General features: G+C 51.2%; 19 protein-coding genes. All 19 read right to left on the bottom strand.

Annotation, left to right across the window (positions count from 1 at the left end):
- Positions 1–71 precede the first annotated feature (71 nt).
- Complete coding sequence (locus PT964_RS05090) at positions 72–521, bottom strand: pentapeptide repeat-containing protein (RefSeq protein ID WP_274362253.1); 450 nt, start codon at positions 519–521, stop codon at positions 72–74.
- Positions 522–573: 52 nt separating this feature from the next.
- Positions 574–945, bottom strand: coding sequence for a VOC family protein (locus PT964_RS05085; RefSeq protein ID WP_274362252.1), 372 nt, complete (start codon positions 943–945; stop codon positions 574–576).
- 29 nt (positions 946–974) lie between these two features.
- Positions 975–1,259, bottom strand: coding sequence for a VOC family protein (locus PT964_RS05080; RefSeq protein ID WP_274362251.1), 285 nt, complete (start codon positions 1,257–1,259; stop codon positions 975–977).
- Positions 1,256–2,443 carry an extracellular solute-binding protein gene (locus PT964_RS05075; protein ID WP_274362250.1) on the bottom strand — a complete coding sequence of 396 codons (1,188 nt, stop codon included), beginning with the start codon at positions 2,441–2,443 and terminating at the stop codon, positions 1,256–1,258. The genes PT964_RS05080 and PT964_RS05075 overlap by 4 nt, the downstream gene beginning before the upstream one ends.
- Before the next feature lie 20 nt (positions 2,444–2,463).
- Positions 2,464–2,835, bottom strand: a complete 372-nt coding sequence (locus PT964_RS05070; protein WP_274362249.1) for a VOC family protein — start codon at positions 2,833–2,835, stop codon at positions 2,464–2,466.
- 232 nt (positions 2,836–3,067) lie between these two features.
- The gene (locus PT964_RS05065) at positions 3,068–3,424 is read right to left on the bottom strand and encodes a VOC family protein (protein WP_274362248.1); all 357 of its coding nucleotides are present in this window, start codon (positions 3,422–3,424) and stop codon (positions 3,068–3,070) included.
- Between the two features lie 10 nt (positions 3,425–3,434).
- Complete coding sequence (locus tag PT964_RS05060; RefSeq protein ID WP_274362247.1) at positions 3,435–3,929, bottom strand: GyrI-like domain-containing protein; 495 nt, start codon at positions 3,927–3,929, stop codon at positions 3,435–3,437.
- Positions 3,930–3,988: 59 nt separating this feature from the next.
- A complete protein-coding gene (locus PT964_RS05055) occupies positions 3,989–4,432 on the bottom strand; it encodes a pentapeptide repeat-containing protein (protein ID WP_274362246.1) in 444 nt (147 codons plus the stop codon).
- Between the two features lie 33 nt (positions 4,433–4,465).
- Positions 4,466–5,467 (bottom strand): hypothetical protein, encoded by a 1,002-nt coding sequence (locus PT964_RS05050; protein WP_274362245.1) that lies wholly within the window; start codon positions 5,465–5,467, stop codon positions 4,466–4,468.
- A 33-nt stretch (positions 5,468–5,500) separates the two neighbouring features.
- The gene (locus PT964_RS05045; protein ID WP_274362244.1) at positions 5,501–6,262 is read right to left on the bottom strand and encodes an RNA polymerase sigma factor; all 762 of its coding nucleotides are present in this window, start codon (positions 6,260–6,262) and stop codon (positions 5,501–5,503) included.
- Between the two features lie 81 nt (positions 6,263–6,343).
- Positions 6,344–7,018, bottom strand: a complete 675-nt coding sequence (locus PT964_RS05040) for a class I SAM-dependent methyltransferase (protein ID WP_274362243.1) — start codon at positions 7,016–7,018, stop codon at positions 6,344–6,346.
- A 188-nt stretch (positions 7,019–7,206) separates the two neighbouring features.
- Positions 7,207–8,571, bottom strand: coding sequence for a DUF6382 domain-containing protein (locus tag PT964_RS05035; RefSeq protein ID WP_274362242.1), 1,365 nt, complete (start codon positions 8,569–8,571; stop codon positions 7,207–7,209).
- Positions 8,572–8,581: 10 nt separating this feature from the next.
- Entirely contained in the window at positions 8,582–9,118 is a 537-nt protein-coding gene (locus PT964_RS05030; protein ID WP_274362241.1) for a prepilin peptidase, read from the bottom strand.
- A gap of 5 nt (positions 9,119–9,123) precedes the next feature.
- Positions 9,124–9,708 (bottom strand): TadE family protein, encoded by a 585-nt coding sequence (locus PT964_RS05025; protein WP_274362240.1) that lies wholly within the window; start codon positions 9,706–9,708, stop codon positions 9,124–9,126.
- A gap of 28 nt (positions 9,709–9,736) precedes the next feature.
- Positions 9,737–11,668, bottom strand: a complete 1,932-nt coding sequence (locus PT964_RS05020) for a hypothetical protein (RefSeq protein WP_274362239.1) — start codon at positions 11,666–11,668, stop codon at positions 9,737–9,739.
- Complete coding sequence (locus PT964_RS05015; RefSeq protein ID WP_274362238.1) at positions 11,562–12,581, bottom strand: hypothetical protein; 1,020 nt, start codon at positions 12,579–12,581, stop codon at positions 11,562–11,564. Before PT964_RS05015 ends, PT964_RS05020 begins: the two co-directional genes overlap by 107 nt.
- Entirely contained in the window at positions 12,581–12,790 is a 210-nt protein-coding gene (locus tag PT964_RS05010) for a Flp1 family type IVb pilin (protein WP_274362237.1), read from the bottom strand. The genes PT964_RS05015 and PT964_RS05010 overlap by 1 nt, the downstream gene beginning before the upstream one ends.
- A 14-nt stretch (positions 12,791–12,804) precedes the next feature.
- Positions 12,805–13,527: a type II secretion system F family protein gene (locus PT964_RS05005; RefSeq protein ID WP_274362236.1), complete on the bottom strand. Its 723-nt coding sequence runs from the start codon at positions 13,525–13,527 to the stop codon at positions 12,805–12,807.
- A 56-nt stretch (positions 13,528–13,583) separates the two neighbouring features.
- Positions 13,584–14,279 (bottom strand): type II secretion system F family protein, encoded by a 696-nt coding sequence (locus PT964_RS05000; protein WP_274362235.1) that lies wholly within the window; start codon positions 14,277–14,279, stop codon positions 13,584–13,586.
- Positions 14,280–14,291 lie beyond the last annotated feature (12 nt).

Below are 14,291 nucleotides of genomic sequence, written 5' to 3'. Positions count from 1 at the left end.
AACCGCCCTCTACAGGAGGGCGGCAGTTGGCAATATATTAAGACGGTCTGACCTCGCTATTGATTTTCACTTTACTTCTTTACTGACTCCAACAACAGTTTAATATCGACTCCGTCAATTTTCAAACCTTCTATATTGCAATTGTTGATCTCGACTCCCGACAAATTGCACGAATCGAAGACGGCCGTGCTCAAATCGCTAGTTTTGAATACAACCGGCTCAACGTTCACCCATCCGTCCGTACCGGGTTCTTCGTCCAACCGGCTCGATTCCGCATCCGGTCTAATAATATTTTCAATTACGGTCCCGCCCATTTGAATCATGTTGATATGTACGTTTGAGAAATAAATGTGCTCCCACTTCGATTCTACAAAGTTCACGTGACCGAACGTAGTGTTTCTCATATCGACTCCGCCGAACTCCGCGCCTTGAAACGTTATCATTCCGAACTTTTCATTCCGATGATCCTCCAGCTCAAATCCGGATTTTCGGTCGATCATCGTTTTCGTCGTTCTTTCCATTTTACACCATTCCTCCGGCTTTCATCGCATACTTGGAACAATCTATTAACTATTAACTATGAACAAGGAACATATTGCCGTCTGCATCGTAAAACTTAAAAAACCGCGACCACTCGTCGCTTTCCTTATCGGTGACCTTCACCTGATGCGATACCATCACGGCGTATAAATCGTCGATCCTTTGGCTTGTGAAAGTGACGATTTGCTGCGGTTCGTTGTTTACGATGATGTTGCATCGGCTGCCGCTATCCGCCTTAACGAGGATAATAAACGGCCCCTCTTCGATCTCCAATCTGGCAACGCCTTCTTCCTCGTCGACAAACTGCTGCCGGAAACCCAGAACCGTAGAATACCAATCCGCAGCTTGTTTCACATCGGAAACCGGGATTTTGAAATAATGCACCTTATTAATGAGTGATTGCACATAGGTCTCTCCTTATATAATTGCAGTTATTACTTCGAACGATCGCATTGAACGTTAAACATATTCCCGTCCAAATCAAAAAAATTCAAAAATGCATTCCCTTCCCCATCGTCAACGATCGGCTCCGTTACTACAGCATGAAGCTTCAAATGGCTATAAAGCTTTTCAATATCGGCAGTCTGAAATCCAATTACATTGTGCTTTTTCCCGTTGACGGTAAAATTCGCTTGAGTATCGTCGTCCGTTTTAAACCATGCAGCCGATGTAGGGATGTTTTTCACCGGTATTTCATTATAAAGAATTCTATCGATCATACATCCACTTCCTTTTTAAGCATAAGCTCCAACGCTTTGTCCAACTTCGCTGCAAGCAAATCCAATGTTTCTTGCACGTCTGCGCCATGGAATGCGATTTGGGCCAAAGCCGGATTCACATGCTGATTCAATAGCTGGCAGTAAGCAGCAGTAGCCGCCGGCGGAAGCGGTCCGCCGTAGTCCAACTCTTTCAAAATCAGTTGTCGGAACGGATTCCGATCATGCCCGACATCCGCGAATACGGAGCGAAGCGGGGCTATAAACCCTTCCGTCACCAGTCGGGTAAGCTCATTGTTCGTACAAGCCAATTCCTTTAGCAGCTGCCAAGCAAGCTCCGGGTGCTCCGAACGTGCGGGAATGCCGAACCCGCTAACCCAAGGTTCGTTGATTCGCTTCCCTTCGCGGAACGACGGCAATCCGGCGATGCCAAGGTTGTCGTTCAATTTCGGCTCAAGCTCATGCAGCATAATATAATAATCCAAAATGATACCGCATTCATTATTGAGCAAGTCGCTGTTTTTGAAATAATCCTGCGTTGCCTGCGCCACCCGGTGCTTATGAACGAGATCCGCCGCCCAGGTAACGGCTTTTACGGCTTCCGGGCCGTTCGCATAACCCGAAGACTTTGTTCGGTTCGGATTCGTCCAATCCGTACCTGAAGTGAGCAGTAGAAGGCCGATATATTCGTGGTGGAACGATATGCGGACTGCGTACCGATCCTCACCGGCACTCACATTCGCCGATTGCAATCGTACGGCGGCGTCCTGCAAGCACTCCCAATTCCAACCTTCCTCAGGATACGGGACTCCGGCCTTATCAAACCAAAGCTTGTTATAAAATATCCCCTTCATGGTCGCATTCAGAGGTACTGCACCGTACTTTCCTCCAAATTCTACAAACCGAACAATCGACGGGTGAAATAATTCGCTCTCGGCACCCAGCCAACGATTCAAATCAAGCAACAACCCATCGCTATGGCAGTCTGCCAGATCACCGTTAAACAGTTGCACTATGTCGGCCGGTCGGTTATTGGAATACAAACAATCGCGGATTTCCCCGTTTTCCAAGACTTCTACAATGACCTGAGCTTCCGGATGGGAAGACTCGAAGCGGCGGGCGATCGCCTCTACAGCTTCACGCTGCCACGATTCGTCGATCAGCACCTTCAATTCCGTCTTTATCAAACGTATCGCTCCTATTCATGCTAATTGTCAACGATCATGATCCGATTCCCGTCCAAATCTTCGAACACGAAAAATGACACGTCGCTGAAATGTACAATGTCCCTCGCCTTTCCTCCCGCTTCAGCAACCGCAGCCTTCGCTTTTTCCAGGTCGCTTGCCTTCAATGCAAATAACGGGTGTTTGAGCGGCTCCCAGCCTTCCTCCGGGTTACTGTCCAATACGATGTTCGGAGATTGAATATCCACATTATAAAGGGATCCATAGGGTCCCGGTTTTGCGGGAAGTCCGAAAATATCGCTATAAAACCGCACGGCTCTCTCCATGTCGCTTACCGGGATAAAAACAAAGTGGATTCCGTTTTGAATCGTCGTGCCCTGTTCGGGCTCAATCATTTTTGAATCTCCCGGTGTTCGATGAAGTTGTTCCACGGTTCTCCCCCCTAATATCATCTTTAACGATTGAGGCAATGCATTAGGCCGATAGCCTTCCTCAGGCTTCTTGCGTTTAGGAAATTGGTTCATATCCGTTCCCCCGAAAAGTTCTGGATCATCCATTTGCCCCATTGTAACAAAAGCGTTGTCGCAGCAAGTGCACTTTTTTATCAGGTTTGCCTTCTTGAACCGGTTACGGTTTTAACGGACCGCCGATACAAAATCGATAGCCGTCAAGATCGTAGACAAGAAATTCCCTCATCCCGTATGGTTGGTTGACGGGCTCCGCATCGACCGTAGCCCCTCGTGCCTTGAAATCTTCATAGACTGCGTCCGCGTCATCGACCCAAATATAGGCATCCATATATCCGTTTACGGTATGGTTGGGGCGAATGATCGATTTATTTTCAGCTTGTTTCAGCAGGAAGCTGATTCCGTCTCTTTCGGCAAATTGTCCGTCAATCGTAAAGCCGAGCCGATCCCGATAATATTGTTGGGATTTTTCCACGTCAAGTACGAGCAAGCATTGCGAAGCATTGTTCAGGCGCATAAGCGGCCTCCTATTCTTTTATAGTGACGATCGGCGCGTAAATTTCAAAGTCAAAATGATTGATTTCGTCGGCCGGAATGTCAAAAGGATTCGTAGGGTTCAGTCGGTTCGCCTCAAAGCTATAGGAACCCAAACGATAATCTCTTTGGTAGGAGCTTTCCTTAAACCAGTCGTTCAGATCGGAATACGTTTTATCCATTTGTTCCCGGTCGCCGTATACGCGAATGGTTGCATACGTGCGTGCCGGCAAAGTTAAAAGCTCCAATGCGTCCGGCACCTGAACATCGGAAGCTACCTCGACGCCCACCCAAAGCTCCTTCACGCCCGTTTCCCATTGCCATTCCGGCACGAATACAATACCGACTTCGCGGTTTACCCGTTCCACGCTATTTTCTTGAATGATCCTTTGGACTTCTTTCCAGGCGGTCCGAACATCTCGGCCGTTTTGCGCGCTTTTCAAAACGACGGCTTTCACTGCAGGTCTTGTTACAATCGATACGATCAATTTCCCATCCTCCTCGGAACGAAAATAGGCTCGGCAGCTTCCCTCCGAGCCCGCATTCATTACTCTGCTTTCTGTTTCAGCAAATCTTCGATCAATACGCCGTTGATTCGCAACCCTTCGATATTGCAATCGTTCAAGTTCACATTGCTTAAATTGCAACCGGTAAACGAGCTGTTCGGAATTTGCAAATTTTCAAACGCAACAGGCTGTTCCGCCCCTGCGTTGCGGATCGTAAGACCGCTTATATTGGCCCCGTCGATCGTCAGCCGGCTTAAATTGGCGTCGCTGATCGAGCCGTCTCTCATGTTCATGTCGTTAAAGCGGCAGTTGCTCAAATCCGCATACGTAACCGAAACATGCGGCAACGAAATATCGTGAAACGTAACGTTTGCCGCGCGGCAATCGTTAAACTCCGAATGGGAAATATCCGAGTTTTTCACAACCAGCTTCTGTCTAGGTTCTCTTTTATCCGTTATCTCGATCACAGCTTCATTTTCGCTCATGGTTTATTGCCTCTCCTTCATCAACTTTTTGATTTAATGAATCCACTGCTCCGACCAATACGCTTTCATAAAATCCAGCAGCTTCTCCAATACCTGAACGCCCATTTCTTCTTCCGCTTTAGCCATCCTCAGCAGCGTAACCGCCCGATCGGCGACAGCCGGGTCATTCGGCCGGCCGCCCTCCGGAAACGGGAACATCTCCCGCAGCTCGACGAGAGCGGCGGCTGCCTTCTCATAATGCGGCGCCGCCTCCGAAGCGTGTGCTCGCACCGTTCGCTCCACAATGTTCGAGCCGTTCCAACGAATTGCGAGCTCGCACAGAAACTGAACGGCAAACTCGCGGGCATCGCTTATGACCGCCGTGTTGTATGCGTTTCCAAACGGGTCCGCCTTCCTTTCCTCCATGCAGGCAATCCAAGCATCGTATCCGGCTAAGCCGATAAAGTACTTGCCTTGGAAAACATGCTGCCATTCTCTCCCACGCGCGTGGTCGACGATCATGTCCAGCGCCATCCGCAGCGTTTCGTATTTTGAGTGGGGCAGGCTCTCGTTAATCGTCGTGACCCACAGCATATTTCTGCTTTCGACGAAATCGGTGTAGGAAATCGTGCCTTCCTTCGAGACATCCTTCGCATGAAAAACCTTGTTGTCGTCGTCGTACCCGTAGATTAAGCCGAATTCCGGGATAAACAAGTCAAAGCTGATCGCGGGAATGCCTCGGTCTACCGAGTCATGAATTAATGCGAGCACCTTTTCCACTTTTTCCGGCGTGAACGGCTTCTCCGTATCGGACAAATTGCTGATAAAGCCGAGATTGCACAAATTTCTGCGAATCAAGTAACCGCCGGGAAACATCGTAGGACCGGCGACATCGATATGATCGGGGTCGATGTTGATCCGAAACGCATGCCCGGAAATGCCCATCACGTCGACCAGCGAGTAGTGTCGCTTGTCCGTATAGGCGACCGCAGCGTGGATTGAGGCGGCGGCAGACGTATTTGTTTTGGTCCAATCCTTGGTTCGCAACCCGCTCATCCTTCTCCTCCTATCAAGATAAAAGTTAAGGTCTTACAACTGCGGAGGGGGTAAAATATGGACTCGTTTATGGCCAAGCTCCGCCCGGCGCTTCACATAGACGCTGATGGAAACTCGTATTCTCTCCTTCTGCACTTTGCCTCTGGAACGGGATAAAAGATTGTAGACGTTCGCGGTAGAGGTGCCGAACATTTCCGCAATTTCCGCGGGCGACAGCTCACCGAAAAAGTGGGCTTCAAATATAGCTCTCTCCCGTTTGCTTAGGCATTGAAGCAGTTCACGAAGATTTTCGAGCAGCTCATACCGGAGCAAGCCTTTGACAGGGTCGGCGCTTTGCTTGGCCTCTTCGGCGGCGGAACGGGATAACCGGAACAAAATACGGTCGACATTGCTCCAGTCGTCCGCGCCCGCGTCGGCAGTCCTGCCGCTTTCATTCTCCGTCCCGCCGCTCGCAATTCCGAGAGCCGTGAAAGGGCGTTCTTTCCCGTACGGTCCGCCGCGGCGAAGCTTCATATACGCTTGATTGCGAATGATTCGGTTCAGCCACGGTAAAAATCTGCCGGTATCGATTAAATTGCCGAGATGCAAAAATGCGCGGATCAACGCTTCCTGTACGATGTCCTCGGCAAGATAAGCATCCCGCGCGATCGAGTTGGCCCAGCCGAACGCCTGCGCCCGATGCCTGCGAACGAGCTCGCTGAAGGCGTCTTGGTCCCCTTTGCGGGCACGTTCGACTAGCTCGTTATCGGTTTCCGGGTGTGAGTGAGCAACATCCGGCATTAGCTCCAAAACCATAAATCCGCATAACCTCCTCCTGACCCTCTATCTACTGGATGCCGCAAGCGGTAGATATCTATCATTTATTCAATAATTTATTTATTTTTTATAACCTAGTGCACCGAAATGACTGATTACCGAGTGATAAGCTGTTTCATAGCCGGGCTCGAGGACGCGTTTTAATTCAAACCCGGTTTTCATAAAATCATTCAAATATTGCGCAACGGACCGGTGATACGCCCCTAATGTAGAGCGAAGGGTTCCGCTGCCGTGCGATTTCCAAAACTGAGGGGCATATTGGTACACTTTCCTAGCCCCATCTTCAAGCGGATGACTGAAGGGAGATTGGAAGCACGGATGCATAACGATCCAGATCATGATCCCTCCGCTTTTCAGGATGCGGTAGCTTTGATTAAATACCGCATGATGATCGGGAACGTCCATTAGCATGACGCTTGAAGTCACGATATCAAAGGATTCGTCCGGGATCGATTGAAGTGTCATAGCGTCGTCATGAATCCAGTTCACTTCGCCGGTAAGCGATTTAGCCAGCGATAATAATGCTTTGCTGTAATCGACGCCTGTAAGATACGCCCCCCGTTGGCTTAAAGCATGTGCGAGCTCCCCTTGCCCGCAGCCGAGATCGCAAATTGTTTTGTCTTTCAGTTCCGTTTCAAGGCTAAGCTCATGAATAATATAACCGTATACTTTTCGCGGGCCGCCTTGCTTCACCATAGCATCGTACTGTTCGGCAAAACCATCGTAATGAATCATCTGACATCGCCCCCAAACGGTGTTATCGTCATGGTAACTATTGTAAATGAAGGGGATGTCTACGAAAAATATAGTTATTCGAATAATATGTTCTCTTTTTTAGATGATATTTCCTTTTTTTATCGAAAAAGGACCGGCGCATTAAAGGTAAAAGCACAAAAGCCGCATGCGATTGCGGCTTTGTACCTTCACATATCGCGAAACAGCAGTTGAGCTCCGGGCAATCGAAGCGTATCTCCCGGTTTTAGCGGATACGGACGGAAGGCAATCATCGGCTCTTCGTTATAGTACGTACCGTTCATCGAGCCGACATCCAGAGCGCCATACCCTTCGTCGAGCTTGCGAATTTCCAGATGCACGCGCGATACGCCGGGCTGTTCCACCAGCAAATGTACGCCTTGAGGGCCTCTTCCGACCAGCAGCGGCTCGTCCGCCAGCGAAATCATTTTCACATCCGATTTGCCGTCCGACCGGACCTCAAGCCATGCCTCCTTTCGATCGGATCCGTTCCCGCCGGATGACAACAGCATCGTTTCATCGGTTTTGGGAGCTAACCATGTCGTTCGCTCCACCAGAGGCGGTTCCAGAAACTTGGGTTCCGTTTCCAGAGCATGCTTCGCTTCAACATCGCTGCCATGCTCCGGCATGCCGCTCGAAACAAAGTCGGTCATTTCGCCGCTCGTTTCCTTGCCGGTCCTCTTCCTTGATGTCAATATGGTCAGACGCTTTCCCTTGATGAATATCGGTACAGACGAAAATAACGAGCCGATGAGCCAAATCCATTCCCAGGTTGCCAAGAAGGCTAATAAACAAACGGTTCCGAACACGATCCAAAGCTTTCGGATGTCAAGCAGCTGCGGCTTTTGAAATCGCATCGTTTCCCCGTCGTCCGTTAGCGGCGCCTCTCTTTCAACGTCTAGTTTCCCTTCAACAATATCAAGCTTCGGGTCCCGTTCCTCGGAAATCGTAGAAGCGGCCGGAGCATCCAGCACTTCGACCAGCTGTTGAAACGAAAAGCTCTCCGGTTCCCAGATGCCGGGCTCCAGGTCGCACAGTGCCGCTTTGGATACGCCGCATCGGATCAAGGCTGCGTACAGATCGTTCCAATTCCGCCACTGCACGGATTCCTTGCGTTCCGGACGCAATGGTACGTAGAGGAGGTATACTTCATGCAAATCCGAACCTTTGGCAATCCATATATAATCGGGATGAATGAGGAAGCCTTCCTCATCAAGCAAGTACTGTTTGTGGCTCTCGATTAGCAGAAACAGCTGCAGCAGCCAGCCTCTGATCGCCTCGTCGCGCATTGTTGAGTTCCGCAAAACAGGCTCAAATTTCCGTAAACCCGACAGGTCGTAACGAAAACGGTACTTCCCGTCGACCTTCTCCGCTTGAAAAGGAATCAATCCCCGAATCGAGTTCGCCTGAAGCATTCCGAGCTGCGACGGGATGACCCGCTGCGGCGAAAACCCTTCCTTTAATCCCATCAACAGCTTCGGTCCGTTTTCCTGTACATAGGTGATTTGATAAAGCTCTTCAAAGGGTAGTTTCATAATAACGCTCCTATATGGGAATCCACCGAGCAACATCCAAATGAAGCATCGTCAGTGCCGCCAGCACGCAAAGCATAAACGGGAACCGAAAGCCCGGTACTTTCTTAAGCGTACAGAAAGTGGAGAGGGTCGGCACAGCAGCTGCAATAAACAGCTCTATGGATAAAAAGCGGACGCTGCGGCGGAACTGTTCCGAGCATACGTATGCAAAGCATCCCGCGATTCCGCTGACGAATACGGACGTTACTAGAAGAATGGAAATCGGATACGATCCGGCAATCGCCCCGGCGGCTGCAAACCATTTGACATCTCCCGCTCCGACCGCTCCCAGCATGTGTAGCGTTAAAGATAGCAGAAAGCCGGCCGCCATGCCGCCGACGGACGCCGCGACTCCGATCCATCCGCTTGTCAGCAGTTGAAGAGCACAGCCGTAAGCCGCCCCCGCCGCACAAAGCGCATTAGGAATTCGCAAGCGGGATACGTCCGTAATCGCTCCCGCGAGAGCGAACAGTATTACACTTGCATCCGTTATGTTCGTTGGAATCACCCTCTCTATTTGTCTCCGACCCAGCATCGTTCGTAAGCCGACTCAATCAATGTAATCTTCTTATTGATGAACGGAATCGGAAGCGGTATGTCGTACTCCGCCGTAATTCCGAAATAAGAGCTTTCCTCCTTCGAGAAATTCGGAATCGTCACGCTGCGGATTATAAGCTTGTCCCCCGAAAGCCGTTTTCTTCCCGATGGTGATTCATCCGCGTACGATAAAATGATCGGTTTAAGCCAAGCTTCAAACATTCGCGCCTTCTCGCCGGAATAAACGGTTTTCTCTTGTCCTTCGTCCTCCTTCCGTTCTTTATTCCACCCAAGCAGCATCTTGATTTCATAAGGAAGAAACCGTTCGATCGCCGCCTCGACCTCGCTCGTCCTGGAACGATCGCGATAGGTATGTACTATCAAATCGATCGGATAGGCGTGTGCCGCGGACGATTTGACCGCCTCATCGACCGCATCCCTCAAAGCGGTCTTCGTTTGGGCGACGGATAGGAAAAACAGAAAAACAAGAACAAAGGAGACGAACAGCGGAAGCGCAATCGCCGCTTCAAGGACGACAGAGCCCTTCTCATTGCCGGCCATCCCGCTGCGCTTCAAAAGAATCGGAGCATTAATAAGAAACGACCGCCTCTCTCCCTATTTCCGCGATCCCTTTCAACACCCATACATTCGGCGAAGACCTCGCCTTTATTCGAACGGCCGTATAATGCTTCATTAAGTCGGCCGTCGTATTCAATTCGATTAAAGCCTGCATCCGGGATAATACGGAAGCGTCGCGGCTGTGCAGCATATAAAACAGACGGAGATGATCCTTGTAGCTCATGACAACTCCGGGTAATAACGGTAAATCTACGTATTCCCCCGACAGCAGCTTAACCGTATCCGCGTGTCCCCGCTTCGCTCCTTCGGTCATAGCCGCAAGCAGAACCAAAATCGGGGAACCGGCGGCCGCCTGCTTCGGCTCCATCAGCGCCTCTATGGTTCGAATCGCCATGCGCAGTCCGAACACCTCGGTATGCGCGGCGCTCAAATTCAACATGCAGTTGGGAAAGCCGTAGAGGATGTACTCCGCTTCTTGATTTTTCAGTACATGGCTTGCGCGGTCTCCGATATCCGGTGAAATTCGAAGAGGATATTTCATGTTGTCCCATGTGCGGTGCGTAAAAAAAGTTAATGCAAATTCGTTTACTAGCACTTCGTCCCTTATGTCCTCAGCCATTTCGCTGATTGTGCTTAGCATCGTTAACGACTGAAGACCGAACGTTTGCCCGTCATCCCATTCCATCTCGGTAATCCCGCCGGAAGAAAGGTGCTCGTTGTATTCCTTGTATTTTTGATACAACCCGGCTTTGCCCTCCAGCTTACGGTATGCCTCCGTCACATTGGCGTATTCCGTCGTGCCCGTCGGCAAACAACCGTCCTTGATCAGCTCCGCCGCTTGCTTTACTTCACGATCCATTTTGTTTTTTTCATCGGCTTGCAGCTGCCTTACTTTGCTTTGTTCCCGTTGGCGTTTCTCCTCCTCTTTCGCTTTCACGGACAACCAGCCGCTTGCGAAATCCGCAAGCCTTGCCCTGGCGGCTTCCGTCCCCTCGCCGTCGCCGTTTCTAGCCGCCGTTGCCGCCGCTCCGAATAGCGAAACAACGGAGCCGGCTTTAACGAGATACTGTCTGAAGTAATCTTCCGGAAGCACGCTGACGTGAGGAACAACGGCATCCTCCGCCGGCGGCCGGCTTCCTTTCGACTGCGATTGGCTCAGTTCAAGCCGCAACCGGTCGTTGCTTTCTTGAGCTTTGTGCATGTGATCGGTAAGCGCGTTTAGCAGCCGCTGCAATTCGGCGGTATCGCTTTCTTTCATTTCATCGTTTCCGGATGTAAGCAGGGCGGTTTGCACCAGCGTTTGGGCAATTTCCCATGCGGAATCAAGCTCCCGCTCCCGTTCCTTAAGCAAAGCCTCGAGCCGCTGGGACAGCTGGGCAAATTGCTGCGCCTGGGCAATTTGCTGCTTGCTGCGCGATATTTTGTCTCTTACTTCCCTAGTAAACTCGATTCCCGCCAAATACTTCATTTTCTCAAGCACTTGTCTTCGAAATACGGTATGATCGCCCAAATGGTAAAGCGGCTCCGCAACGATCCGATCTTTGCGCACCTTTCCGTCAAACAAATCCGATGAATCGCTCCTAATCACGGCCTTGAGCGTTTGGTCCAGCTGCTGCTCGGTCCAGCCGCTTCCGAACAAACCGTAGGTAAGCAGCTGCGGATTAAACCTGGACAGCAACGACCGGCCGGATGCGCGCGCGGCTTCCTCCGTCTCCGCTTGCGCCATCTGCAGCCTCACGATATCAAGAAGAAGCGCAAAAAATAATAGGAGCGAAACCATGACGATCAGCAAATATACCGAGACTCCGCCTCGCTCATCGAGGCGCTTCTTTCCGTTATTCGTGAACGATAATTGCGATGCCGTATTTTTCGAGCTCTTTTCGCAAAGCGGCGTTCGGGCCGGCCGAATCGGTTCCCGTTCTTCGGAAGAAATGCCACACAACCCCCTTTACTTTTCCTTTGCGCAGCAACTCCACATCCTTCAAAAGCTGTGTTCGCATATCCGTGTTTAGGCTTTTCGCCCCTAGGTACGCCTGATGCGCTATGCCCTGCCCGTCGAGCGCATCGACCAGACGCCAAGTTCCGGTTTCCCCGGTCGTAAATCTTGATTCCCTCCCTCGGACAAGCGTTCTGAGATAACGGACCGCTTCCGCATGAACGGAGAAATGCAGCTCTCTGCCCTTAGCGGGCGAATCGTTCGTACGATCCAGAAACGGAGACAATGCGTTGCGAATCGTCCCCATGTCCCACTTCTGCTCGATCATCATCAAATACGAGCGCACAAGTTCAATATTTCGAATGTATTCCGCCGGCTCAACGATCGTTTCCTCCGACTTTCCGGCCGTCAGCCGGTTCCACCGGATGCCGAATAACGTCGGCGCACGAAACGGGTGAGCCGTTTCAACGATTGCCTTCCTGCTCCAGCCTTGATTCAAATACGAGACGCTTCCGTAAAGCTCGCCCGCGAACACCTCGGCGCTCCTCGCCAGTTTCTTCTGGGTCAGCGACGACGCTGCTTGTACGCCATCAGGAAAATCAACGCTTGCGGTATACTCGGCATCGCTCGGATAAAACCAGCTTTCCGCACCGTCATGTAGCAGCCGCCAATACAGCGGATCTTGCTGGAGCGGAACATACATCCCGGTAACGGCGTGCTTGTAGCTGTTATCCCAAGCGTGCGCCGTCCTGTCCGCCGCAATCGCTGCGGAGGAGTACGTCCAGCCGCTTTGCATGGCGTAAACGGCACCCAGCATCAACAGTAACGTAATAAGGAATAGACTCGGCAGCACGAATACGGATTCGATCGAAGCGCTGCCCCGTTCGCTGCGCAACGGTCCGGCGACACGGAAGCCCATTACGGAAGCTGAATCGTATTGTCGTTGATCGTATTGGTGACTTGCCCTTGCGTCTTTTGGAATAAATCGTTCACCCACTTCATAATCCATTTGCGAAACGCTATCGCAATAACGAGTATAATGGCAACGATCAGCAGCATTTCCAGAGTACCGATGCCTTCTTCATCCTTCCAAAACCGGTTGCCCCAATTCCGAACTTTGTTCATCATGCTTTTTTCCTCCCTTATAATGAATTGCCCATCAACATGACGGCCGGCGCGGCGACCACGCACATCATCGCCCCAAAAATAAGCACCATCGGAAACACCATTTTGGTCGACGCCTCTTCACCCATCGTCTTCATTAGTGCGCGTTTCTTCTCAATCATCGTTCTGCCCGTTTGCTGCAAAACGGCGGCAAACGCCTCGCCTCCCCGTCTATAGTTCATCAGCGTAGTCGTTACCAGGAAACTGACTTCCGGAATGCCGCATCTTTGAGAGAATAGCTCCAGCGCTCTTGCGAACGGGACCGATTGGTTCAGCTCGTTGCGCATCCGCTCCAGCTGCTCGTACAGCGGATGAGCCGAATGCCTTACGGACGGCAGCGAAGCGCGAACCCAAGCGCCCTGCACCGTTTCTCCCGCACCGATCAGCAGCGACATCTTATGAACGAAAACCGGAAGCTCCGAGACGAACGCTCTGTGGCGCTCTTTCGTCCTCCGCTCCAAATCCTTCCACATCAAGAGCGGTACCAACGCGAAAAATGCAGCACCGAACCAAGAAAAGGCCGCATCCTGAAATAGGAGAGACGCTCCGATTGCAAAAAGAAGACCGCAGCCGCAAGCCGCCGTAACCGTTGCCGTCCAGCGCTGCAGCGGAGCGCCGCCTCTTTCGCCTTTGCCGTATAAAATCGTTACCGATCGCACGATTCCCGGCGCGTGTACGGCGATGGCTTCCGTTATTCTCAAACGTTCATTTACCCGCATGCTTATCGCTATCATTGCTTCTGCCACAGACTGCATGTTCATAGCTCGAACCTCATAAATCTTCTAGTCAAATAAAAGCTGAATAAAAGCGTCAATAAAGCGCCTGTCATAATGAATCTGCCGGCGCCTTCGTAAAGCGGCGCCATATAATCGGGCGAGCCGAGTTTAAGTCCGGCCAAAAGCAGCAGCGGGACGACCGCGAGCACATTCGATTCGAAGCGTTTGCCCGCCACCATGACGGCCAGCTCCCGCTCTAAATCCATTTTTTCGCCGATCGCTCTGGATGTATGGCGCATAACCGCGAGCAGGTCGCCTCCGGAACGTTTGGCCGTGCGAAACACATCGATCCAATCCGCAATATCCGCAATTTGCAGCCGTCTTCCAAAATCATCAAGCGCTTGCTCGATCGGAATGCCGTGTTCCAGCATACGCTTGATTCTTTCGAGCTCCACGACAAGGTATGGAGATTGTCCGGCATACATCAGCCGTAAATCGAGAGCTGCGCTCGCGATTGCATTCTCCATCGATTTGCCGGCAAACAAATTCGACGAAATCGACTGCAGCGCGTGTTCAAATTGCGCGGCGAGCAGCTTTTTCCTGGACGTTACATGCCGGGTGCCGTCTCTCGAAACGAGAAAGCCCCCGATCACCGACAGCGCCAGGGAAAATAAAACAGAGTCGTAGAACAGCATTCCGATCGTAAAACCGATCGCTGCACCCGTTCCGCAGGACACCGCTCTCCGCCG

This window comes from Paenibacillus thermotolerans, assembly GCF_028745515.1.
GTDB lineage: Bacteria > Bacillota > Bacilli > Paenibacillales > YIM-B00363 > Paenibacillus_AE > Paenibacillus_AE thermotolerans.
The sequence above is the reverse complement of the archived record's forward strand: the minus strand, read 5'-3'. Positions and strand labels throughout refer to the sequence as shown.